The sequence below is a fragment of the Aquabacter albus genome (genome assembly GCF_040049275.1).
Taxonomy (GTDB): Bacteria; Pseudomonadota; Alphaproteobacteria; order Rhizobiales; family Xanthobacteraceae; genus Aquabacter.
The window spans coordinates 1-21,848 of record NZ_JBDZDT010000009.1 but is presented as its reverse complement, the minus strand read 5'-3'; the positions used below and the strand labels follow the sequence as shown (position 1 = coordinate 21,848).

Sequence of the window (21,848 nt, the reverse complement as noted above, 5' to 3'; positions counted from 1 at the left end):
GGCCGGCCGCAACCAGGGCGCCGGCCGGAACCAGATGGGGATCAAAAATGTCCGAACGCCCTGCTTATGACCTTCTGCTGCGCGGTGGCCGCGTCATCGACCCCGCCTCGGGCATCGACGGCACCATGGATGTGGCCGTGCGCGACGGGAAGATTGCCGCCGTGGAGGCGAACATCCTCCCCTCCAGCGCCATCGAGGTCACCGACGTGTCCGGCAAGCTGGTGCTGCCGGGCCTCATCGACACCCACGGCCACGTCTATCAGTATGTGACCGGGCGCTTCGGCATGAATCCCGATCTGGTGGGCGTGGAGTCCGGCGTGACGACGCTGGTGGACCAGGGCGGCCCCTCCTGCATGACGCTGCCGGGCTTCCGCAAATTCATCGCCGAGCCCGCCAAGTCCCGCGTCTATGCCTTCCTCTCGGCCTATCTCGTGGGCGGCCTCGAAGGCCATATGTATCCGAACCTCTACAGCCCGGACTGCGTGGACATCGAGGCCACCACGAAGGCGGCCCTCGCCAATCTCGACATCGTCCGGGGCATCAAGGCCCATGCGGAGATCGGCGGCTTCGCCCGCTGGGGCATCAAGGTCATCGAGATGTCCGCCGAGATCGGCAAGCGCACCGGCCTGCCGGTCTATGTGCATTTCGGCCAGCTCTGGGGCCTGCCGGAGAGCGGCACCAATGGCGAGGACGTGGACACGATCCTCGAACGGGTGATCCCGCTGCTGAAGGAAGGCGACGTGCTCGCCCATCCCTTCACCCGCCATCCCGGCGGCTTCGTGAACCGCGAGGGCGAGGTGCATCCGGTGATCCAGGCGGCGCTCGACCGCGGCCTGAAGGTGGATGTGGGCCATGGCAGCCACTTTTCCTACCGCCTCGCCAAGAAGGCCATCGCCGCCGGCATCGTGCCGACCACGCTGGGCGCCGACATCCACGGCTACAACACCCATGTCCCGGCCCCTCCCGGCACCCCGGAAGAGCATGACGACGACGAGAACCACCCCTTCTTCGGGCAGGCGCGCTTCAGCCTGATCCAGGCCATGAGCTCCATGATGGCGCTCGGCCTCTCGCTGGAGCAGGTGGTGCCCATGGTCACCTCCAACCCCGCCAAGGTGCTCGACCGCGTGGACGTGGTCGGCGCGCTGAAGCCGGGCATGGACGCGGATGTGACCGTGCTCAACGACCTGCGCGGCCGCTTCAAGCTGTTCGACAACGAGAAGACCGAGGTGATCGCCGAGCGCCTGCTGCAGCCGGCCTTCTGCCTGCGCGCCGGCACGCGCTTCGAGCCGGTGTCGGTGGTGCTGCCGGAGGCGGTCGCGGCCTGACGCGCCTCAGGCGAGGTCTTCCTTCAGAAGCTCGCTGTTGATGGCGAAGGCGGCCGCGGCCCCTTCGCCGGCGGCGACGATGGCAAGCTGCACGTGGCGGGACATGTCGCCCGCCACGTAGACGCCGGGCACGTGGGTCTTGCCGTATCCGGCGGTGCGGATGAAGGGCGCGTCCGGGCTCGTCACCCCGAGCTGCGCGGCGATGGCGGTGTTCGCCTTGCCGTCGGAGCGGAAGAACATGGCCTTCGCGTCGAGGTCCGGGCCCGAGGCGAAGGTGATGCGCTCAAGCTGGCCCTCCACCCCTTCCAGCCGCGCGATGCGCTCTTCCCGGATGGCGATGTTGAGCCGATAAAGCCGTTCCTTGCGGGAGCGGGAGAGGCCGCACGGGCCGTCGCTCACCAAAGTGATGCGGTCGGTCCAGCGGGTCAGCTCCTTCGCCATGGAGAGGGCCGGCGCGCCCTGGCCATAGACGGCGATGCTCTCGCCGCGATGCTCGTAGCCATCGCAATAGGGACAGTGCCAGACGCTCTGGCCGTAATATTCCTCGATGTCGTAGAGCGGCGGCAGCCGATCCTCCACGCCGGTGGCGACGAGGACCTTGCGGCCGGAAAAGGTCTCGCCGGCGGTGGTCGTCAGCCGGAAGCCACGTTCGAAGGCCTCGGCCGCCATCACCTCGGTCTCCGCCCTGAAGGTCACGTCCCGATAGGCGTCCAGCTGCTCGCGGCCGAGGCGGCGCAGGTCCATGGGGTGCGCACCGTCGCGGGTGAGGAAGCCGCCGGTGCGGGTGGAGACATTGTTGCGGGGCTTGCCGGAATCGAACACCAGCACCCGCCGGCACGCCCGCGCCAGCACGAGGGCCGCCGAAAGCCCTGCCGGCCCCGCGCCGATGACCAGCACGTCGCAATCGTGTTCGTTCGGGAGGGGACGGGGCATGGCGGGCCTTTCGGGGCGAAGCAATCCTGCTGCAACGCCGCGGCCTGCTGTTCGGTTCAAGCTGGGGTGACAGTCTCCTAAAACTCCCTCTCCCGCTTGCGGGGGAGGGCTGGGGAGGGGGCTCTCAAGCAGAACAAGCCCCTGAGGCATTTCCAAAGGGGGCCTTTCCCCCTCCCTAACCCTCCCCCGCAAGCGGGAGAGGGAACGCCCCGGTCACGCGGAGAGCGTCGGCGCCAGCGCCACGCCCTTCACCTGGGCGTAGACTGCCCGGCCTTCCGCGAGGCCAAGCTGCTCCCAGGAGCGGCGGGTGACACGGGCGAGCAGGCGGTCGCCTGCGCCGTCTTCGCCCAGCCCCAGCACCACGGTCATCTCGTGCTCCCGCAACGCCGTGGCGGAGAGGATGCGGGCGCGGAGCACGTTGAGGATGGTGCTGGCGGAGGGCTGGTCCAGCGCGAGGCTCACATCGCCCGCCACCACACTGAGGCGCCGTTTCGCGCCGATCTCGCCCGGGGGCGCGGGCACGAGGAAGCGGCCGCCCCTTATGCCGAGCGCCAGAAGCCCATAGGCGGCGTCATAGCCTTCGATGACGGCATCGAAGCTCACACCGGCCTCGCGGGCGGCGGCCAGCGGAAGGGCGGGATCGCTCTGGAGCGTGCCCAGCGGTCCCGAGGCGCGTACCCGGCCCTTCTCCATGAGCACCAAATGGTCGGCGAGGCGCTCCACTTCGGACATGTCGTGGCTGACATAGATGACGGGCAAAGACAGCGCTCCGTGCAGCCGTTCGAGGAAGGGCAGGATCTCGTCCTTGGTGCTGCGGTCGAGGGCGGAGAGGGGCTCGTCCATGAGGAGGAGACGCGGCTGGGAGAGCAGCGCGCGCCCCACCGCCACCCGCTGGCGCTCCCCGCCGGAGAGGTGTCGGGGCGAGCGCTCGAGCAGGTGGACGAGGCCGAGGAGGCCGGTCACCTCATCGAAGCCGATGGCGTTCGCCGGGGCCACCTTGGGCGCGCCATACATAAGGTTGCGCCGCACGGACAAATGCGGGAACAGGCTCGCTTCCTGGAAGACGTAGCCCACCGGGCGCTTGTGCACGGGCCGGAAGGAGGCGGCATCCTGCCAGACGTCGCCGTCCACCGCGCAGGTGCCCTCCAGGCGGTTGAGCCCGGCCATGCAGCGCAGCACCGTGGTCTTGCCGCAGCCGGAGGGGCCGAACAAAGCCGTGACGCCACGCGCGGGCACGGTGAAGGCGGCGTCCAGCGAAAAGCCGCCGAGCCGTCCCTTGAAGGCGACCTCGATCTCGCCGTCGCCGTTCATGCCCCCGCCCGCGCGGCGCGCTTCTCGATGAGGGTCATGGTGAGGATGACGGCGAAGGCGAACACCACCATGCCGCCGGCGAGGATGTGCGCCTCGCGCCACTGGGCGGTCTCGACGAAATCATAGATGGCGACCGAGAGCACCTTGGTCTCGCCGGGGATGTTGCCGCCGATCATCAGCACCACGCCGAACTCGCCCACCGTATGGGCAAATCCCAGCACCGCGCCGGTGAGGAAGCCGGGGCGGGCGAGGGGCACCGCCACCGTCCAGAAGGCGCGCAAGGGCGAGGCGCGGAGCGTTGCGGCCACTTCCAGCGGCCGGTCGCCCATGGCCTCGAAGGCGTTGCGGATGGGCTGCACCACGAAGGGCATGGAATAGAAGACCGAGCCGATCACCAGCCCTTCGAAGGTGAAGGCGAGGGTGCGCAGGCCGAAAAGCGGGCCGACGAGCCCGCCCAGGGCGTTCGGCCCCAGGGCCACGAGCAGATAGAAGCCGAGCACGGTGGGCGGCAGCACGAGGGGCAGCGACACCACGGTCGCCACCCCTTCCTTCCACCATGCGCGCGAGCGCGCCAGCCACCATGCGACCGGCGTGCCCACGAACATGAGAAGGACCGTGGTGATGGCGGCCAATTCCAGCGTGAGCCGGATCGGCTGCCACGTATCGGCAAGAAGAAGGTCCATTCCGCCTCAGCTGGAGGCGCCGAAGGCGTAGCCGAACTTCTCGATGACCGCGCGCGCCTCGGGACCCTTCAGGAAGGTCATGAAAGCCTTGGCCGCCTCGTTGTCCGCGCCCTTCTTGAGCAGCACCGCATCCTGGCGGATGAGGGTGTAGAGATCCTGCGGCACCGTCCAGCGCGAGCCGGCCGTGACGTTGATGACCTGCGAGAGGGCGACGAAGCCCAGCTCGGCATTGCCCGTGTCCACGAACTGGAACGCCTGGGCGATGCTGTTGCCCTGGACGATCTTGGGCTGGAGCGCGTCATAGACCTTCAGCGCCTTCATGGCCTCGATGGGGGCGGCGCCATAGGGGGCAGCGGTGGGGTTGGCGATGGAGATCTTGGCGAAGTTCCCGCCCTTCAGGGTCTCCTCACCCTTCACGAAGCCGTCCGTCTTGCTCCACAGCACCAGCTTGCCGATGGCATAGGTGAAGCGCGAATCAGCCACCGCGAGGCCGTCCTCCACCAGCTTCTTCGGCCGCTCGTCATCGGCCGAGAGCATGATCTGGAACGGGGCGTCCTGGGTGATCTGGGTGTAGAACTGGCCCGAGGCGCCGAAGGAGAGGATGGCCTCGTGGCCGGTCTTGGCCTTGAACGCGGCGGCGATCTCTTTCGCCGCCTCGGTGAAGTTGGCGGCCACGGCCACATTGGTCTGGGCGGCGAACGCCGTCCCGGCAAACAGCGCTGCGGCAAGGCCGAGCGCGGCCGCCATGAGCTTCATGGTCTTCATGGGTGCTTCCTCTTCAGTCGATGGCGATGATGACGTGGGCCGCCTCGATCAGCGCGAAGGCGGATTTTCCCGGCGCGAGGCCTAAAGCCTCCGCGCTGTGGGCGGTGATGGTGGCGGCGAGCGTCTTGCCGCCGCCGATGTCGAGGACCACCTCGGCATTGATGGTACCGGTCTCCACCCTCTGGATGGTGCCGCGCAGGCAGTTGCGCACCGACACGCGGGGCGGGATGTCGCCGGGGGCGATGACCACGAACGGCGCCTTCACCAGCACCACCGCCTCGCGGCCCTCGACGAGGCCTAACTCCCGCACGCTCTGGTTGGTCACGAGGGCATGGATGACGGTGTCATCAGACACTTTCACCGCCACTTCGGCCGTCAGGGCGTCGGAGGCGATGCCGGTGATGGTCCCGCGCAGCGCGTTGCGGGCGCTCGTCTTCATGAGGAAACCCGAGACAAGGTTGATGGGGGAGATGCCGGTACCGGCCAGCTCCGGCTCGATAGCGCGCACCACCCGCGCCATCTCGGCCTCCAGCCGGCCGAAGGCGGAGATGACCCGCATGCCCGTGGGCGTGAGCCGGGCGCCGCCGCCGGCCTTGCCGCCGGCCCGCGTCTCCAGCAGCGGCTGGCCGAACAGGTTCGCCATGGCGTCGAGCGCATCCCAGGCCGCTTTGTAGGTGAGGCCCACGGCCTTTGCGCCCGCCGTGATGGAGCCCTCGCGCGCCACCGCCTCCAGGAGGCGGATGCGCTCGCGCCCCACGGGCGAAAGGCTTTCGCCCCTGAGGGTGACGAGGGCTTCGATGGTCACGAAGGCGGCTCCGGCTGCGTCATGTAGCTGCGCTATATAGCGCCAAGCATGACGTTTGCGGAAGCGGAATTTGGCCGCGCCTGACGCAAGGGCAATGCTTGACGGCCGCGGCGTCGGAGCGCATGAGAAGCATTCCAATTTTCTCTGCATACAAACGCATGCAGTTGCACCCTTGAGGACGTGAGGTCGTGATGGAGGCGTCGGAACGCCGCTGGGACGTGCTGGTGATCGGTGGCGGCAATGCCGCCTTGTGTGCGGCCATCAGCGCGCGCCGGTCAGGGGCGAGCGTGAAGGTTCTTGAGGCGGCGCCGCGCTTCTACCGGGGCGGCAATACCCGCCACACCCGCAACATGCGCTGCGCCCACGACACCGCCACCGACACGCTGACCGGCCCCTATACCGAGGACGAGTTCTGGGACGACCTGAAGCGCGTGACCCAGGGCCACACGGACGAGGAACTGGCGCGCTTCATGATCGCCAAGTCCAAGGACATGCTCGGCTGGATCACCGAGCAGGGGGTGCGCTTCCAGCCTTCGCTGGGCGGCACACTGAGCCTCGGGCGCACCAATTCCTTCTTCCTCGGCGGCGGGCGGTCCATGCTGAATGCGCTCTATCTCACCGCGGAGAGCCTCGGCGTGGAGGTGGAATATGACGCGGAGGTAGTGGACCTCGAGATCGAGGACGGCATGTTCCTCGGCGCCAAGGTGAAGAAGAACGGCGGCTTCGAGACCGTGCGCGCCGGCGCGCTGGTGGCCGCCGCCGGGGGCTTCGAGGCCAATATCGAGTGGCTGAAGGAATATTGGGGCCCGCCCGCCGAGAACTTCCTCATCCGCGGCACGCCCTATAATCGCGGCACCATGCTCCGCCTGCTGCTGGACAACGGCGTGAAGGAGATCGGCGACCCCACCCAGTGCCATGCGGTGGCCATCGACGCCCGCGCGCCGAAATTCGACGGGGGCATCATCACGCGGCTCGACTGCGTGGTGTTCGGCATCGTCGTGAACAAGAATGCAGAGCGCTTCTATGATGAGGGCGAGGACTTCTGGCCCAAGCGCTACGCCATCTGGGGCCGGCTGGTCGCCCACCAGCCGGACCAGATCGCCTATATCGTCTTCGACCAGAAATCGCTGACGTCCTTCATGCCGTCCCTCTACCCGCCCATCAGCGCGCCGACGCTGGAGGAGCTGGCGGGGAAGCTGGGGCTGGAGCCGGCGAAATTCGCGCAGACGGTGTCGGGCTTCAACGGCTCCATCGTGCCCGGCGGCAGCTTCGACCACACGGTGCTGGACGATTGCCGCACGGAGGGGCTCACCCCGCCCAAGACCCATTGGGCGCGCCCCATCGATACCGCGCCCTTCTATGCCTATCCGGTGCGGCCGGGCATCACCTTCACTTATCTGGGCGTGAAGGTGAACCAGGAGGCCCGCATGATCATGGCCGACGGGCGCCCGGCCACCAACATGTTCGCGGCCGGCGAGATCATGGCCGGCAACGTGCTGGGGCGCGGCTATGCCGCCGGCATCGGCATGACCATCGGCAGCGTCTTCGGCAAATGCGCCGGCGAGGGAGCGGCCCGTCGTGTGCGGAACTGAGGGGGCGAGCGGCTTAAGAGAAGGCGCGGTCCCTCTCTCAGTCGTCATGCCCGGGCTTGACCCGGGCATCCACGCCTCGCCGTTGGCCCGGACCCGGCGGAGCCGCGTGGATGGCCGGGTCAAGCCCGGCCATGACGGCTCAGGGGGGGGCGGCCTACCCCGCCCTCTGCATCAGCTCCAGCCGCGCCTCCTGCGCGCGCCGGATGTGCGCCCGCGCCGCCTGCTCGGCGGCGTCGGGGTCGCGCCGCTCGATGGCGGCGAGGATGGCGCCGTGCTCCTCCACCGCCAGCGCGCCCCGCTCGGGCAATTCGAACGTGGTGCCGGGCAGGAGCGCCAAAGCGTCGCTCAGGTCCTCCAGCATGCGCACCAAATAGCGGTTGTGAGCCGCATCCTGAATGGCGGCGTGGAACTGCCGATTCAGGTTCGCCAGCCGCGCCGGGTCGCCGGCGGCCTCCGTGAAGGCGGCGCTCAGATGTTTCAGGCTGGCGATCTCGCTCGGCGCCGCATGCTGGGCGGCAAAGCGCGCGGCGGAGCCCTCCAGCACCTCGCGCATGGCATAGAGCTCCAGGGTCTGCGGCCGGGAGATGGTGGCGACCACGAGGCCGTTGGCGGTGACCTCCAGCAGGCCCCGCGCCTGGAGGCGGGAAAGCGCCTCGCGCACGGGGGTGCGGCTCACACCGAGCGCGCGCGCCACGGTCTCCTCGCGCACCCGCTCGCCGCGCCGCCATGTGCCGAGGCGGATGCCGTCGCGCAGGGTCTCGTAGACCCATTGGGCGCGGGAGACGCCGGTGTCCGGCGGCGTCAGCCGCTCCGGCTCGTCCGCCACATTCCTCGTGGTCCGCTCGTCATTCACGGGGCTGCTCCACGCCTCACTGAAAGCCGCATACGACTGTCCGCAGGCGTATGCAACACGCCCCGCATCGAAAGGGATCTTTAGCGATGTCCGCCCATTCCGAGGCGCTGCGCGAGGCCGAGCGCCTCATGAACGTCTGCAATTCCTGCCGCTACTGCGAGGGGCTGTGCGCGGTGTTCCCCGCCATGGAAATGCGGCGGTCCTTCTCCGAAGGCGACCTCAATTATCTCGCCAATCTCTGCCATTCCTGCGGCGCCTGCTATTACGACTGCCAGTTCTCCCCGCCGCACGAGTTCAACGTCAATGTCCCGCAGACCTTGGCCATCGTGCGCAATGGCAGCTATGCCGATTATGCGTGGCCGCGCGCATTCTCCGGCACGTTCAAGCGCAACGGGCTCGCCGTCACCCTCATCGCCGTCCTGTCGGTAATCGCCTTCCTGTTCGGCTTCATGACGCTGAACGATCCGGCCGTGATGTTCGGCAGCCATGTGGGCGAGGGCGCCTTCTACAAGATCATGCCCCACAACGCGATGGTGGCCCTCTTCGGCACGGTCTTCCTCTATTCCATCCTGGCCTTGTTCATGGGCCTGCGGGCCTTCTGGCGCGACATGGCGGCGGGCGGGCCGCTGGTGCCGGACACGCTCTCCATCTGGCAGGCCATGAAGGATGCCGGGAAGCTGCGCTATCTCGATGGCGGCGGCGTCGGCTGCATGAACGAGGACGAGCGGCCCACCGACAACCGGAAGCTCTATCACCACATGACCTTCTACGGGTTCGGCCTGTGCTTCGCGGCAACCTCGGTGGCGACCCTCTACGCCTATCTGCTGAACCGCCACGCACCCTATCCCTGGTGGGACCTGCCGGTGGTGCTGGGGACGCTGGGCGGCATCGGGCTTCTTATCGGCCCGGCGGGGCTGCTGCTGGCGAAATCCAAGCGCGACCCGATCATGATGGACGAGACCCGCAAGGGCATGGATGTGGCGTTCCTCGCCATGCTCTTCTTCACCTCGCTGACCGGGCTCGCGCTCCTGGTTCTGCGGGCGACGCCGGCCATGGGCACCATGCTGGCGGTGCATCTGGGCTTCGTGTTCGGCTTCTTCCTGACCATGCCCTACGGCAAGTTCGTCCACGGGCTCTACCGCTATGCGGCACTCGTGCGCTACGCCATGGAGCGGCATGCGGAGCAGGCGGCGGCCGAAGCGCCGGCGGGCGGGGCGAAGGCCGCGGCTTGAACCGTTTTCTCTCCCTTCCCCCCTTGCGGGGGAGGGGTGGGGAGGGGGGTATGGTGCCGCTGGTGCAATGCGTGTTGAAGAGGGGGATAGGGTTTCACCCCCCTCCCTGGCCCTCCCCCGCAAGGGGGGAGGGAATGGGGCCGGCGAAAACTCTCAGAGCCCGGCCTGGGACACGAACTTCGGGTTCAGATAGGCCTCGATGGCCTCCGAGCCGCCTTCCGAGCCAAAGCCCGAATCCTTCACGCCGCCAAAGGGGACTTCCGGCAGCGCAAGGCCGAGATGGTTGATGGTCATCATGCCGGCTTCCACCGACGCCGCGATGGCATTCGCCGTCTTGGCCGAGCGCGTATAGGCGTAGGAGGCGAGACCGAAGGGCAGCCGGTTCGCCTCTTCCACCGCCTCGTCGAAGTCGGAGAAGGGGAAGATCATGGCGAGCGGGCCGAACGGCTCCTCGTTCATCATGCGCATCTCGCGCGAGACGCCGGTGACAACGGTGGGCTCGAAGAAATAGCCCTTATTGCCGATGCGGCTGCCGCCGGTCTTCACTTCCGCGCCCTTCTGCTGGGCGTCGGCCAGCAGCGCCTCGATGGCGGGCACGCGGCGCTCATTGGCGAGCGGGCCCATATTGATGCCGTCTTCCAGGCCGTTGCCCACCTTGATGGTCTTGGTGTGGGCCACGAAGCGATCCACGAACTGGTCGTAGGCCTTCTCCTGCACCATGAAGCGGGTGGGGGAGACGCACACCTGCCCGGCATTGCGGAACTTGGCGGCGGCAATCTGCTTGGCGGCGGCGTCCACGTCCGCATCGTCGAACACGATCACCGGCGAGTGGCCGCCGAGCTCCATGGTGATGCGCTTCATGTGCGCGCCGGCCATGGCGGAGAGCATCTTGCCCACCGGGGTGGAGCCCGTGAAGGTCACCTTGCGGATCACCGGGTGCGGGATCAGGTATTCGCTGATCTCGGATGGCACGCCATAGACGAGGCCGATGACGCCCGCCGGCACGCCGGCATCCACGAAGGCGCGGATCAGCTCGGCGGGGGAGGCGGGGGTCTCTTCCGGCGCCTTGACGATGATGGAGCAGCCGGCGGCGAGCGCCGCCGAGAGCTTGCGCACCACCTGGTTGATGGGGAAGTTCCAGGGCGTGAAGGCGGCCACGGGGCCGACCGGCTCCTTGATCACCAGCTGGTAGATGCCCGGCGCGCGGGCGGGCACCACGCGGCCATAGGCGCGGCGGGCCTCTTCGGCGAACCATTCGATGATGTCGGCGGCGGCCAGGATCTCGACCTTCGCCTCGGCGAGCGGCTTGCCCTGCTCCATGGTCATGAGGCGGGCGATGTCGGGCACGCGCTCGCGCAGGATATCGGCCGCCTTGCGCATCACCTTGGAGCGGTCATAGGCCGAGACCTTGGACCAGAGCTTGAAGCCCTTCGCCGCAGCGTCCAGCGCCTGGTCGAGGTCGCCCCGGGAGGCGTGGGCGACGGTGCCGATCTGTTCTTCGGTGGCGGGATTGAGCACGGGGATGGAGCGCCCACCCTCCGCGTCGCGCCATTGGCCGGCGATGTGGAGCTGAACGTCACGATACATGGGAGCCTCCCTTGCTCGATTAATGGTGCGCTTTATCGCGGGCCGGCGCCCCGGCTGGCAAGGGTGATTCGCTCATGGCCGGACCCGCCGCGCGCGCGTTCCATGCAGAGCTTGACCTTCGGTATGCGGCAAACGGCCTTGTGAGGGGCGGTTCGGGCGGGGTAAATCTGCCCTTCCTCCCGCCCATGGTGTCGCCTTGCCCGAGAGCCTGACCGTCTGCACCTGGAACATCAATTCCATCCGCATCCGCCTCGATATCGTAAAAGAGGCCATAGAGCGCCTGAAGCCGGACGTGCTCTGCCTCCAGGAAACCAAGTGCCAGGACGACAAATTCCCGCTGAAAGCGGTGCGCGAGCTGGGCTTCCCGCATATCGCGCTGAACGGCCAGAAGGGCTGGCATGGGGTCGCCACCTTCTCCAAGCGCCCATTCGAGGCCATCGACAAGCACGAATTTTGCGGCAAGGGCGATGCCCGGCACGTGGCGGTGACGCTGGGCCAGGCGGCGGGGCTCGCAAAACCCTTCACCGTGCATAATTTCTACGTGCCGGCGGGTGGCGACATTCCCGACCCCGAGCTGAACCCCAAATTCGCCCACAAGCTCGCTTTCCTCGACGAATTGATCGAATGGCCGCGCCTTCCCGAGCAGGCGCGGGACGCAAATGCGCACACGGTGCTGGTGGGCGACCTCAACATCGCGCCGCTTGAGACCGACGTATGGAGCCACAAGCAGCTCCTCACCGTGGTCAGCCACACGCCTGTCGAGGTGGAGCGCATGCAGCGCCTCCAGGCGGCGGGGCCGTGGGTGGACGTGATGCGCAATTTCGTGCCGCCGGAGGAGAAGCTGTTCACCTGGTGGAGCTATCGCTCGCCCGACTGGACCGTGAACGACCGCGGCCGGCGCCTCGACCATGTCTGGACTAGCCCGTCCCTCGCCCCCCATGCACGAGCCATGACCGTGCTGCGGGAGGCGCGCAACTGGGAGCGGCCCTCGGACCATGTGCCGGTGGCGGTGACGTTCGAGGTGTGAGGAGAACGATCCCCGCCGTCATGGCCGGACTTGATCCGGCCATCCACGGGGCTCCGCCGGGTGCAGCTTAAGGGAGAGACGTGGATGCCCGGGTCAAGCCCGGGCATGACCGCGCTATTGAGGGACGCCTAGCTCTTCCGCGCCCTGGGTTTCACCGGCGCTTCCAATTTCTCGCGCCGCACGGTCTCCAGGGCCGACAAGGTCCCCTGCAGCCGCTCCGCGAACAGATCCCGCAGTGTCACGGCAGCGTCGGGGAAGCCTTCGAGCATGCGCAGGAAGGTGGTTCGGGGAATGCGCATCAGCCTTGACGCCTCCAGCGCCCGCGCCGTGGCGGGGCGGGGCAGCTGAATGAGGAGAGCGGTTTCGCCCACCAGCGCGCCCGCCAGCAGCTCGCACAGGCGCCGACGCCGCCCGCTCTGCTCCACCACCAGCTCCATCCGGCCGGAGAGAAGCACATAGCCGGCATCGGAGATCTCGCCGATGCGGAACAGCACCTCCCCCGCCTTCAGCTGGCGCTCCTCGGCGCTGATGGCGAGGATGCGCAGCGCCTCGGCGGGCAGCACCTCGAAGGTGGGGACGCCCTGCAGCGTGGCGACGTCCTGCTCGACGCTCAAGAAATGCTCCCTTCGCCGGTTACGGGACGAGCTTGTAGCCGCCGGCCTGGGTGGCGAGCAGCGTGGGGGCGGAGGGGTCGGGCTCGATCTTCTGGCGCAGGCGGTAGATGTGGGTCTCCAGCGTGTGGGTGGTCACGCCGGAATTGTAGCCCCACACTTCCTGCAGCAGCGTCTCGCGCGCCACCGGCGTCTTCCCGGCACGATAGAGATAGCGCAGGATGGCCGTCTCCTTCTCCGTGAGCCGGATCTTCGAGCCCCGCTCGGTGACCAGCATCTTGGCGCCGGGGCGGAAGCTGTAGGGGCCGATGGCGAACACCGCGTCCTCGCTCGCCTCGTGGCTGCGCATCTGGGCGCGCAGGCGGGCGAGCAGCACGGCGAAGCGGAACGGCTTCACCACATAATCATTGGCCCCGGCTTCCAGCCCGAGGATGGTGTCATTGTCGGTGTCGTGGGCGGTGAGCATGATGACGGGCGCTTTGAAGCCGTTGGCGCGCATCTGGCGCACGCCGTCGCGCCCGTCCATATCAGGCAGGCCCACATCCATGATCACCAGATCCACGACGCCATTCTTCGCGGCGTCGACGGCCTCCTGGGCCGTGCCCACGGGGATCGGCTCGAACTCGTCCTGGAGCGCCAGCTGCTCGACCAACGCCTCGCGCAGCTCCGGGTCGTCCTCGACCACCAGGATTTTCCACGCATTAGGCATACACACCTCCGTTGCCCTTGCAGGCAGGCGAATCGCGCAAGTACAGCATGCCGCTGCAATGGTGCAAATTTCCTCAAGAATTTCACTTACAAATGGTATTATCGTGGGGTGAGATGACGCAAACTCCTGTGGGGATCGGTGTGATCCGGGTTCGGGGCCTGCCGGGGCAGCCTCATCGGGGGCTGCTGCGGGTCGGCAACCGGGCCTTTCCCGTGGCCCTCGGGCGCGGCGGCATTGGCTTCGACAAGCGGGAAGGCGACGGGCGCACCCCGGCCGGCACATGGCGCATCCTGCGTATGCTCTACCGGGGCGACCGCACACCACGCCCGGTCTCGCAGCTGGAGGCGCGGCCCATCGGCGCCGATGACGGCTGGTGCGACGACCCGCAGGACCGGCGCTATAATCAGCCCGTCCATCTGCCGCTTACCGCTTCCCACGAGAAGATGCGCCGGGAGGATGGGCTCTACGACATCGTCCTGGTGCTGGACCACAACACGCGGCCCCGGGTGAAGGGGCGAGGTTCGGCCGTCTTCATCCATATTGCGCGCGATGGTTTGAAGCCGACCGAGGGATGCGTCGCGCTTCCGCCCAAGGAGCTGAAGCGGCTGGTGGCGCGCCTGCGGCCGGGCACGCGGGTCGTGATTGAACCTTAGCGCCTTGGAGGCTTCGAGTTGCGCACAATGCGCCCCCTCCCCCGCAAGCGGGAGAGGGAAGCCGGCCGGCGCCGCTTACTGCTGCGTTTTATTCGAATCGCTCCAATGTTATAGAATTGGCCCCACGCGCTCGGCCGTTCCGCGGCCTTCAGGTGCAGGTGGGGCGCATAATTGATCAACTGTTCAACAAGGCCTGCCGATTGAGATCAGGCCATCGGAAGAGACGCCGAGACCGATGCCCCCATCCAGCGCAAAGCGGCCCCCGACCGTCGGCCTCTTCGTCACCTGCCTTGTGGACACCATCCGTCCCGGCATCGGCTTTGCGGCGGCGAAACTGATCGAGGAGGCCGGCTGCGAGGTGGAGGTGCCCCGCCAGACCTGCTGCGGTCAGCCCGCCTTCAATTCCGGCGATCGCGCCACCACAAGGGCCTTGGCCGAGCAGACCATCGCGGCCTTCGAGACCCTCGATTATGTGGTGGTGCCCTCCGGCTCCTGCGCCGGCATGATCAAGGCCCATTATCCCGAGCTGTTCGTGGGCGAGCCGGACTGGATGCCCCGCGTCGAACGGTTCTGCGCCAAGGTGTTCGAGCTCGTCTCCTTCCTGGTGGACGTGCGCGGCATGACCCGGGTCGAAGCCGCCTATGCCGGCACCGTCACCTATCACGACAGCTGCTCGGGCCTGCGCGAGCTCGGGGTGGAGGCGCAGCCGAGGACCCTTCTTAGATCGGTCGAGGGGCTGGACCTGAAGGAGATGGCCGATCCGGACGTCTGCTGTGGCTTCGGCGGCACCTTCTGCGTGAAATACCCTGATGTCTCCAACGCCATCGTGGAGAAGAAGGCGGCGAACATCATCGCCTCAGGCGCCGATACCTTGCTGGCGGGGGATCTCGGCTGCCTCATGAACATGGCCGGCAAGCTCCAGCGCATGGGCCGCACCGTGGCGGTGCGCCATGTGGCGGAAGTGCTGGCGGGGCAGGGCGGAGAGGCCGCCATCGGCGAAGTGCGGAAGGCGGGAGCATGAGCGTCCACATCACCTCGCCCGACTTCAAGGACAATGCGAAGAAGGCGCTCAGTGACGCGCCGCTCCAGCAGGCGCTCTCCAAGGTCGGCCCCGGCTTCATCGGCCGCCGCTCCGCCGCCGCCGGCCTGCTGCCGGAATTCGACGCCCTGCGCGACTCGGCGCGGGACATCAAGAACCACATGCTGGCCCATCTCGACCTCTATCTGGAGCGCTACGAGGCAAAGGTGAAAGAAGCCGGCGGCCACGTGCATTTCGCCGTGGACGCCGCCGAGGCGCGGGACATCGTCACCCGCATCTGCAAGGACCTCGGCGCGAAGACGGTGACCAAGGGCAAGAGCATGGTCTCCGAGGAGATCGGGCTCAACGACCATCTGGAAGCCAATGGCATCACGCCGGTGGAGACCGACCTCGGCGAATATCTGATCCAGATCCGCGGCGAGGCGCCCTCCCACATCATCGCGCCCGCCATCCACCTCAACAAGGATCAGGTGGAGGCGGACTTCCGGCGCGTGCACACCCATCTGCCGGCCGAGCGCAACATCTCCGAGCCCACGGCGCTGCTGGCCGAGGCGCGGGGCGAGCTGCGCGAGCGCTTCCTCCAGGCGGATGTGGGCATCACCGGCGCCAACTTCCTGGTGGCGGAGACCGGCACCTCCATCATCGTCACCAATGAGGGCAATGGCGACCTCACCCAGACTTTGCCCAAGGCGCACATCGTGCTGGCCTCCCTGGAAAAGCTGGTGCCGACGCTGGAGGATGTGAGCCAGCTCCTGCGCGTGCTCGCCCGCTCGGCGACCGGGCAGGAGATGAGCGTCTACACCACCTTCTCCACCGGCCCGCGCCGCGCCGCCGATGTGGACGGGCCGGGCGAGTATCACGTGGTGATCCTGGACAATGGCCGCTCGGGCATGCTGGCCGGGCAATTGCGCGAGATGCTCCGCTGCATCCGCTGCGGCGCCTGCATGAACCATTGCCCGGTCTATCATGCGGTGGGCGGGCATGCGTATGGCTGGGTCTATCCCGGCCCCATGGGCGCGGTGCTCACCCCCTCCATCATCGGCATCGAGAAGGGCGCGAACCTGCCCAATGCCTCCACCTTCTGCGGACGCTGCGAGGAGGTGTGCCCGGTGCGCATCCCCCTGCCCAAGCTGATGCGGCACTGGCGCGAGAAGGAGTTCGAGCGGCATCTCACCCCGGCGCCGCAGCGCTATGGGCTCGCCTTCTGGTCGTTCTTCGCCCGGCGCGGCTGGCTCTACCGGCCGGCGACGCGGCTTGCCATGTGGGGTCTTTCGCTCGTGGGGCGCGGCAAGGGCCGCATCTCGTCGCTGCCGCTGGCCGGTGGCTGGACCAGGCATCGCGACTTCCCGGTGCCGGAGGGCTCCACCTTCCAGGCGCAGTGGAAAGCCAGGAAGGCCGCCGAGGCGGACCGTGCGGGAGGACGGGCATGAGCTCCCGCGACACCGTCTTCGCCTCCGTCCGCCGCGCGCTCGGCGTCACCAGCCAGGAGGCGCCGCGCCGCCAGGAGGTGGCCGACCGCATCGCCGGGCACCCGCGCGGCGTCATCCCTGCCCGTGCCGACCTGCCGCCGGCCGAGCGGCTGGCGCTGTTCAAGGACATGGTGATGGCCGCCGCCGGCACGGTGGACCACCTGCCCGACACGTCTGGTGTGCCGGCCGCCATCGCCGCCTATCTGCGTGCGCGCAACCTGCCCATGTCCATCCTGCGCGGGCAGGACCCACGCCTCGGCGACCTGCCCTGGCATCTTCAGCCGACGCTGGACGTCTGGGTCGGCCCGTCGAATGGGAAGCAGCTGGCGGGTCTCTCCCACGCCTTCGCCGGCGTCGCGGAATCCGGCACGCTGGTGATGCTGTCGGGGCCGGACAATCCCTCCACCCTCAATCTCCTGCCGGACTATCACCTGGTGGTGGTGCGCGCGGAGGACGTGACGGGCAATTACGAGACCGTGTGGGAGCGCATCCGCGCCGTCTACGGCCCCGGCACCATGCCGCGCACGGTCAACTGGATCACTGGCCCCTCCCGCTCGGCGGATATCGAGCAGACCTTGCTTTTAGGCGCCCACGGCCCGCGCAGCGTGCATGTGCTGCTGGTGGGCGAGGTGGCCTGAGGCGGTGCCGCTCCAGAACCGCGTCGACCCGTTCGGTGGCATCCATGCGGTGCCAGAGCGGGGCCTGTTCATGGGCAATCGCGGCGGGCGCATCCATGATCCGCAGACCCGCACCCTCACGGGGCGGTCCCATGCGTCCCGCCGCTGGATCTGCTGCGTGCTCTCCTTCAAGGGCCGGCGCCGCGCGGTGATGGGACGCAGCTATACCGAACTGTTCTTCATGGACGAGGTGGTGGCGCTCGCCGCCGGCCACCGCCCTTGCTTTGAATGCCGCCGGGCCGAGGCGAAAGCTTTCGCCGCCGCCTGGGGGGCGGCGGAAGGTGTCCCGCCGCCGGATGCGGACGCCATGGACCTGCGCCTGCATAAGGAGCGTCGCCCGCAGGCGGGCTGGCCGCGCCTTTCCGCCGCCGATCTGCCGGATGGCGCGGTCTATGCGGAGGGCGATGCGACCTTTGCGGTGAAGGGCGATGCGTGCCTGAGGTTCGGCTTTGCCGGATGGCGGCCGGCCGGGCCTCGTCCCGAGAGGCGGGTCGCGGTAATCACGCCGCCGTCGATCCTCGGCGCGTTGCGGAACGGCTATGTCCCGCACTGGCATCCAAGCGCTTCGCGCACCTGATCCGCCGGCCGTAGCGGAAACGCTTCATTATGCATCCGCGCCGACATGCGAGGCGTGGCCGGAAACCCGGTGGTAAAGTGTGAGCCGGCAATAGGTTGGATGTTGCTCCATGAGGATTTCGCGCGGCGTTCTTGCGCTGGTCCTGTGCATGCTCGCGTCGGCCCTGAGCGGCGCCACTGCGGCGCGCGCCGAAACGGCGGGCCGGGTCTACCTGATGCGCGGGATCGCCAACTTCTTCTCCTACGGCCTCGACGATCTCGCCAAGCGCCTTGCCGCGGCAGGCATCGCGGCCGAAGTGCATCAGTTCGGCGAGTGGCAGGGTCTCGCGCGGGATGCCGTATCCTGGTCGCGCGCCCATCGCGGCGCGCCGGTGGTGGTCATCGGCCATTCGCTGGGCGCGGACGCCGCCGTGCATATGGCCCAGCGCATGACGGCGCTGGGCGCGTCCCCCGCTTTAGTCATCACCTTCGACCCCGTGGGCCTCAGCGTGGTGGAGGAGACCGGGGGTCGCTTCATCAATTACTTCCAGTCCGACAACGGCTATGGCCGCGCTTTGGAGGCCGGGGCCGGCTTCACCGGCACCATCGAGAATCTGGATCTCGCCGGCGTGCCCGGCATCAATCATTTCAATCTCGAGAAGTCCCGGATGCTGCACGCCGAGGTGGTGGAGGCGCTCTCTGCGCTCATGCGGCGTGCGCCCGCTCCCGTCCCCGTGCCGTTCCCGGAGGCGCGGCCCAAGGCGGCAAAGCCGCCTGCCATGGCCGCCCGCCCCGCTTCACGCCCGGCGCCGGGCCGGCAGGCATCCGCCGGTGCTCCCGCCTTTCCGCAGGGATATGCCACCTGGGGCGTGATCCGGCGGACAGGGGCTTTCGAATAGCGGTGATGCAAGTTGGCAACGCCGTCCGAAAACCGTGACATTTGGAGGGGATGACGCAACCTTAGCTGCATTCCGGCCGTTGCTGCGAAAAGGATTGTTGGGCAGAAGAACGGTAGCAACGAACGGTGTGGTCATGAAGGCTGGTGCTCGCTTTGTTTGTGCGCTCGTCACGGCGCTTATTCTCCTCTCGGCCAGTCTTTTTCCGGCCCAGGCGCAGAGCTACGGCAGGGTCTATTTGATGCGGGGCCTCGCCAACGTCTTCTCCCAGGGGATGGACGTTCTGGCCGCCAAGCTCCAGCAGCGTGGCATCAATGCGCAGGTCTATGAGTACGGCCAGTGGCAGGCGCTGGCGGACGAGGCGGTGGCCTGGTCGCGCGCCAACGGCAAGGCGCCGATCGTCATCATCGGCCATTCGCTCGGCGCCGACACCGCCATCACCATGGCGGAGCGCATGACGAGCCTCGGTCTCCCGCCGCGCCTCGTCTTCACCTTCGATCCGGTGGGCGAGACCCAGGTTGCGAACACCGGCGGCAAGTTCATCAATTACTACCAGTCGAACAACGGCTTCGGTAAGCGCCTGTCCATCGGGCCGCGCTTTACCGGGCAGTTGGTGAACCGCAATCTGGACGCCATGGGCGCCATCGACCATTTCAACATCGAGAAGTCCGCCGCCTTGCATGCGGAAGTGATCTCGGCCATCGCCGCCGTGATGCGCCGGCCGTCCCGGCCGAAGCCGGTAGCCCCGACCGCCCCGGAGGTCTCCGCCCCGGCGCCGTCCGCACCGTCCGCGGCCGCCACCACCAGCGACGCCACGGCGGCGCATGCCGTGTCCCAGCCGGCGGTGCGCTGAGGGGACTTACCCCAGGCGCTGCTCCGCCATTTCCATGAGGTTCGCGAGGGGCGGCAGCACCTCCTCGCGCATGCGCTTTCCATAGAACAGCGAGAAATGCCCCGCGCGAGGCACCAGGAGACGCCGCCTCAGGTCGTCAGGCATGGCGCGGCAGAGATCCTGCGCCGCGCCGGTCTGGCCAGGGGCGGCGATATCGTCCTGCGCCGCCTCGCCCGTCAGCAGCGCCGTGCGCTCCAGCGCCTCCGGCCGCACCCTGCGCCCGGCCACCTCAAGCGTTCCGCGGGCGAGCGACCGGGCCTGGAAGACGTGCCCCACATTCTCCAGGAAGAATTCCGCTGGAATGTCCATCATGTCCCAGCACAGGCGGGTGAGGGGAAAGAGGAATGGCTCAGTGCCGTCGTCGAGCACGAGCTTCAAGGGCAGTTCCCCGCCATTGAGGGCCTGCCGCCAGAGATAGAAGCCGAACGCCTGCATCTGCCGCCGCCGGGGGAAGACGGAGCGGGACGCGCCGGCAAACGGCACCGGCACCTGCTCCATGAGCGCACCGAGCGCAGAGAGGGGCTTGGCGGCAAGCGTCCGGTCGAGGCGGGTGGGGTTGCGCGCGGGGTCGACGGGGCCGCCGAGGAGGGTGAGGCTCAGCGGGGCGAGCCCGTCCTCCGCCAGCAGCGCGCTCGCCGCGAACGCCGCGATGACCCCCTGGCACACCCCTACCACATGCGCACCCGGGCCGAGGGCGCGGATCATCTGCGCGGTCTCAAGGACATTTTCATCGAAGCCGAAGCGCCCGGCGGCGAGGGGCACATGGCGCGGGTCGGGCCAGTCCGTGACGGCCACTTCGGGGGCGTGGTGCAGCAGCCCGGCCACGAGATCGCGCATGAGGAGGGGGAAGCTGCCCGCCAGCGGCGCCACCACCAGAACGCGCCGGCCGGCGCCGGGCCTGCGGAAGCGGCGCACCTGGCCGAAGGGGAGGGTGGTGGCAACATCCTCTTCCACCGGCACCTGCCGGCCATCCTGCACGATCCCGCGGATGCGGAAGGGTCGAAAGGCCATGGGTGCGGCGGCCCGGCGTGTCGCGCCATCGCTCAAAGGGGCGAGCGTATCGAGCCACAGCATCTAAGGCCCCTGACTATGCACCGGCTTCTCTAAACGCCACCGAAGATACTCTCTGAGCAGAGCGGCGTCATGACGATCTACTCCCTAAGATCAATTGCCCCCTTTTCTCAAGGCGGGGGTGCAGGGGCCGTTTCCTCTGCGCGTGTAGGTATATTGGTGGGGAGGATGAATGTTGGATACAGTAGCAATTTATACTTTATAACTTCTCATTTATATTAAAGTATGTCAAGTTTATTATAAATAATATATTCACTTAGCTTGGAGTGCTTGCAAGAAAGGAGAATTATTACAATAATATATTTCCATCTAATAATTCAAATGTGAAAAATCTATACTCTTTAGCAAGCTCTGCGCAAGCTAGCGCTGGCATCTCCCTCATGTTGCGGCGCAAAATCCGAAGGTGAATGATGTTCAGTTTTCAAGGAAGGAGTGTCGGAAACCAAACTCTGGAGGCCCTGAAAAGGTCTCTGGCCATCGTCGAATTCACTCCGACGGGAAATATCATCACCGCCAACGACAATTTCTCGAAAATATTCGGATATCCGCTGTCCGAGCTGAAGGGCAAGCACCACAGGCTGCTCGTGGAGCCCGATGATCACGAGCGGGCCGAGTATCACGCTTTCTGGAAAGACCTGGCGGCGGGCAAGTCCCAGTCTGCCGAATACAAGCGCATCGGCAAGGGCGGCGCCAAGGTCTGGCTGCAGGCCAGCTATAACCCGGTGATGGATGGCCGGGGCAAGGTGATGAAGGTGGTGAAGCTCGCTGCCGACGTCACGGAGCAGAAGCGCCGTGACGCCGAGTTCGAAGGCCAGGTGGCGGCCATCTCCAAGTCGCAGGCCGTCATCCATTTCACCATGGACGGCATCGTCACCCACGCGAACCACAATTTCCTGAGTGCGCTCGGCTACGCCCTGGACGAGATCAAGGGCCGGCACCACAGTCTGTTCGTCATGGCCGGGGAAAAGGACACCCAGGACTATCAGTTGTTCTGGCAGGCATTGAACCGCGGGGAATTCCAGGCCGCCGAATACAAGTGGCCTGCTGCCGGTTTCGTGGACACCGAGATAAGGTGTTCAACGGGACTGGAGAGCTGGAATGCAACGACGGAGGTTCAGCCGCGAGTTCAAGCTTGAGGCTGTAAGATTGGTGAAGGACCGGGG

General features: G+C 67.3%; 21 protein-coding genes and 1 pseudogene. 12 read left to right on the top strand and 10 right to left on the bottom strand.

What is annotated here, in order from left to right; translation table 11 throughout:
* The first annotated feature begins 47 nt into the window (after window positions 1-47).
* A complete protein-coding gene (locus ABLE91_RS22285) occupies window positions 48-1,325 on the top strand; it encodes an amidohydrolase/deacetylase family metallohydrolase (RefSeq protein WP_348934404.1) in 1,278 nt (425 codons plus the stop codon).
* A 6-nt stretch (window positions 1,326-1,331) separates the two neighbouring features.
* On the opposite strand, the gene ABLE91_RS22280 is transcribed toward ABLE91_RS22285, so the two are convergent.
* The 5 genes from ABLE91_RS22280 to ABLE91_RS22260 all read right to left on the bottom strand — a co-directional run bounded on the left by ABLE91_RS22280 (window position 1,332) and on the right by ABLE91_RS22260 (window position 5,822).
* On the bottom strand, window positions 1,332-2,258 hold the full coding sequence (locus ABLE91_RS22280) for an NAD(P)/FAD-dependent oxidoreductase (RefSeq protein ID WP_348934402.1): 927 nt from the start codon (window positions 2,256-2,258) through the stop codon (window positions 1,332-1,334).
* 213 nt (window positions 2,259-2,471) lie between these two features.
* On the bottom strand, window positions 2,472-3,569 hold the full coding sequence (modC, locus tag ABLE91_RS22275; protein WP_348934400.1) for a molybdenum ABC transporter ATP-binding protein: 1,098 nt from the start codon (window positions 3,567-3,569) through the stop codon (window positions 2,472-2,474).
* Window positions 3,566-4,252, bottom strand: coding sequence for a molybdate ABC transporter permease subunit (gene modB / locus ABLE91_RS22270; protein ID WP_348934398.1), 687 nt, complete (start codon window positions 4,250-4,252; stop codon window positions 3,566-3,568). The genes modC and modB overlap by 4 nt, the downstream gene beginning before the upstream one ends.
* A 6-nt stretch (window positions 4,253-4,258) precedes the next feature.
* Window positions 4,259-5,008 carry a molybdate ABC transporter substrate-binding protein gene (gene modA, locus ABLE91_RS22265; protein WP_510181987.1) on the bottom strand — a complete coding sequence of 250 codons (750 nt, stop codon included), beginning with the start codon at window positions 5,006-5,008 and terminating at the stop codon, window positions 4,259-4,261.
* Window positions 5,009-5,030: 22 nt separating this feature from the next.
* Window positions 5,031-5,822, bottom strand: coding sequence for a TOBE domain-containing protein (locus tag ABLE91_RS22260; protein ID WP_348934394.1), 792 nt, complete (start codon window positions 5,820-5,822; stop codon window positions 5,031-5,033).
* 191 nt (window positions 5,823-6,013) lie between these two features.
* On the opposite strand from ABLE91_RS22260, the gene tcuA reads away from it, so the two are divergent.
* The gene (gene tcuA, locus ABLE91_RS22255) at window positions 6,014-7,414 is read left to right on the top strand and encodes an FAD-dependent tricarballylate dehydrogenase TcuA (RefSeq protein ID WP_348934393.1); all 1,401 of its coding nucleotides are present in this window, start codon (window positions 6,014-6,016) and stop codon (window positions 7,412-7,414) included.
* A gap of 154 nt (window positions 7,415-7,568) precedes the next feature.
* Here the strand turns inward: tcuA and ABLE91_RS22250 are convergent, their stop codons facing one another.
* Window positions 7,569-8,267, bottom strand: coding sequence for a GntR family transcriptional regulator (locus ABLE91_RS22250; RefSeq protein ID WP_348934391.1), 699 nt, complete (start codon window positions 8,265-8,267; stop codon window positions 7,569-7,571).
* Between the two features lie 86 nt (window positions 8,268-8,353).
* Between ABLE91_RS22250 and tcuB the strand changes: the two genes are divergently transcribed.
* Window positions 8,354-9,499, top strand: a complete 1,146-nt coding sequence (gene tcuB / locus ABLE91_RS22245; protein ID WP_348934389.1) for a tricarballylate utilization 4Fe-4S protein TcuB — start codon at window positions 8,354-8,356, stop codon at window positions 9,497-9,499.
* Window positions 9,500-9,652: 153 nt separating this feature from the next.
* Here tcuB and ABLE91_RS22240 read toward each other — a convergent pair whose 3' ends face one another.
* Window positions 9,653-11,086: an NAD-dependent succinate-semialdehyde dehydrogenase gene (locus ABLE91_RS22240; protein ID WP_348934387.1), complete on the bottom strand. Its 1,434-nt coding sequence runs from the start codon at window positions 11,084-11,086 to the stop codon at window positions 9,653-9,655.
* A 196-nt stretch (window positions 11,087-11,282) separates the two neighbouring features.
* On the opposite strand from ABLE91_RS22240, the gene ABLE91_RS22235 reads away from it, so the two are divergent.
* On the top strand, window positions 11,283-12,113 hold the full coding sequence (locus tag ABLE91_RS22235) for an exodeoxyribonuclease III (RefSeq protein ID WP_348934386.1): 831 nt from the start codon (window positions 11,283-11,285) through the stop codon (window positions 12,111-12,113).
* Between the two features lie 128 nt (window positions 12,114-12,241).
* Here ABLE91_RS22235 and ABLE91_RS22230 read toward each other — a convergent pair whose 3' ends face one another.
* Window positions 12,242-12,727 carry a cyclic nucleotide-binding domain-containing protein gene (locus tag ABLE91_RS22230; protein ID WP_348934385.1) on the bottom strand — a complete coding sequence of 162 codons (486 nt, stop codon included), beginning with the start codon at window positions 12,725-12,727 and terminating at the stop codon, window positions 12,242-12,244.
* 19 nt (window positions 12,728-12,746) lie between these two features.
* Window positions 12,747-13,433 carry a response regulator transcription factor gene (locus ABLE91_RS22225; protein ID WP_348934383.1) on the bottom strand — a complete coding sequence of 229 codons (687 nt, stop codon included), beginning with the start codon at window positions 13,431-13,433 and terminating at the stop codon, window positions 12,747-12,749.
* Window positions 13,434-13,573: 140 nt separating this feature from the next.
* Between ABLE91_RS22225 and ABLE91_RS22220 the strand changes: the two genes are divergently transcribed.
* The 7 genes from ABLE91_RS22220 to ABLE91_RS22190 all read left to right on the top strand — a co-directional run bounded on the left by ABLE91_RS22220 (window position 13,574) and on the right by ABLE91_RS22190 (window position 19,575).
* Complete coding sequence (locus tag ABLE91_RS22220) at window positions 13,574-14,086, top strand: L,D-transpeptidase family protein (RefSeq protein WP_348934381.1); 513 nt, start codon at window positions 13,574-13,576, stop codon at window positions 14,084-14,086.
* Between the two features lie 235 nt (window positions 14,087-14,321).
* A complete protein-coding gene (locus tag ABLE91_RS22215; RefSeq protein ID WP_348934380.1) occupies window positions 14,322-15,107 on the top strand; it encodes a (Fe-S)-binding protein in 786 nt (261 codons plus the stop codon).
* Window positions 15,104-16,555, top strand: a complete 1,452-nt coding sequence (locus ABLE91_RS22210) for a LutB/LldF family L-lactate oxidation iron-sulfur protein (RefSeq protein ID WP_348934379.1) — start codon at window positions 15,104-15,106, stop codon at window positions 16,553-16,555. The genes ABLE91_RS22215 and ABLE91_RS22210 overlap by 4 nt, the downstream gene beginning before the upstream one ends.
* A complete protein-coding gene (locus tag ABLE91_RS22205; RefSeq protein ID WP_348934377.1) occupies window positions 16,552-17,232 on the top strand; it encodes a LutC/YkgG family protein in 681 nt (226 codons plus the stop codon). The genes ABLE91_RS22210 and ABLE91_RS22205 overlap by 4 nt, the downstream gene beginning before the upstream one ends.
* 4 nt (window positions 17,233-17,236) lie before the next feature.
* Entirely contained in the window at window positions 17,237-17,848 is a 612-nt protein-coding gene (locus tag ABLE91_RS22200) for a hypothetical protein (RefSeq protein ID WP_348934376.1), read from the top strand.
* A gap of 109 nt (window positions 17,849-17,957) precedes the next feature.
* Complete coding sequence (locus ABLE91_RS22195) at window positions 17,958-18,725, top strand: hypothetical protein (RefSeq protein WP_348934375.1); 768 nt, start codon at window positions 17,958-17,960, stop codon at window positions 18,723-18,725.
* Window positions 18,726-18,858: 133 nt separating this feature from the next.
* Window positions 18,859-19,575: a thioesterase domain-containing protein gene (locus ABLE91_RS22190; protein ID WP_348934373.1), complete on the top strand. Its 717-nt coding sequence runs from the start codon at window positions 18,859-18,861 to the stop codon at window positions 19,573-19,575.
* 6 nt (window positions 19,576-19,581) lie between these two features.
* On the opposite strand, the gene ABLE91_RS22185 is transcribed toward ABLE91_RS22190, so the two are convergent.
* The gene (locus ABLE91_RS22185; protein ID WP_348934371.1) at window positions 19,582-20,688 is read right to left on the bottom strand and encodes a hypothetical protein; all 1,107 of its coding nucleotides are present in this window, start codon (window positions 20,686-20,688) and stop codon (window positions 19,582-19,584) included.
* Window positions 20,689-21,092: 404 nt separating this feature from the next.
* Here ABLE91_RS22185 and ABLE91_RS22180 point away from each other — a divergent pair.
* Window positions 21,093-21,707, top strand: a pseudogene (locus tag ABLE91_RS22180) (PAS domain-containing protein); the annotation flags it as partial.
* Window positions 21,708-21,848: the final 141 nt, after the last annotated feature.

Coding starts and splice junctions, on each gene's coding strand:
- ABLE91_RS22285 (WP_348934404.1), top strand. CDS start 48: ATGTCCGAACGCCCTGCTTATGACCTTCTGCTGCGCGGTGGCCGCGTC.
- ABLE91_RS22280 (WP_348934402.1), bottom strand. CDS start 2,258: ATGCCCCGTCCCCTCCCGAACGAACACGATTGCGACGTGCTGGTCATC.
- modC (WP_348934400.1), bottom strand. CDS start 3,569: ATGAACGGCGACGGCGAGATCGAGGTCGCCTTCAAGGGACGGCTCGGC.
- modB (WP_348934398.1), bottom strand. CDS start 4,252: ATGGACCTTCTTCTTGCCGATACGTGGCAGCCGATCCGGCTCACGCTG.
- modA (WP_510181987.1), bottom strand. CDS start 5,008: ATGAAGCTCATGGCGGCCGCGCTCGGCCTTGCCGCAGCGCTGTTTGCC.
- tcuA (WP_348934393.1), top strand. CDS start 6,014: ATGGAGGCGTCGGAACGCCGCTGGGACGTGCTGGTGATCGGTGGCGGC.
- tcuB (WP_348934389.1), top strand. CDS start 8,354: ATGTCCGCCCATTCCGAGGCGCTGCGCGAGGCCGAGCGCCTCATGAAC.
- ABLE91_RS22240 (WP_348934387.1), bottom strand. CDS start 11,086: ATGTATCGTGACGTTCAGCTCCACATCGCCGGCCAATGGCGCGACGCG.
- ABLE91_RS22225 (WP_348934383.1), bottom strand. CDS start 13,433: ATGCCTAATGCGTGGAAAATCCTGGTGGTCGAGGACGACCCGGAGCTG.
- ABLE91_RS22215 (WP_348934380.1), top strand. CDS start 14,322: ATGCCCCCATCCAGCGCAAAGCGGCCCCCGACCGTCGGCCTCTTCGTC.
- ABLE91_RS22210 (WP_348934379.1), top strand. CDS start 15,104: ATGAGCGTCCACATCACCTCGCCCGACTTCAAGGACAATGCGAAGAAG.
- ABLE91_RS22205 (WP_348934377.1), top strand. CDS start 16,552: ATGAGCTCCCGCGACACCGTCTTCGCCTCCGTCCGCCGCGCGCTCGGC.
- ABLE91_RS22195 (WP_348934375.1), top strand. CDS start 17,958: ATGAGGATTTCGCGCGGCGTTCTTGCGCTGGTCCTGTGCATGCTCGCG.
- ABLE91_RS22190 (WP_348934373.1), top strand. CDS start 18,859: ATGAAGGCTGGTGCTCGCTTTGTTTGTGCGCTCGTCACGGCGCTTATT.
- ABLE91_RS22185 (WP_348934371.1), bottom strand. CDS start 20,688: ATGCTGTGGCTCGATACGCTCGCCCCTTTGAGCGATGGCGCGACACGC.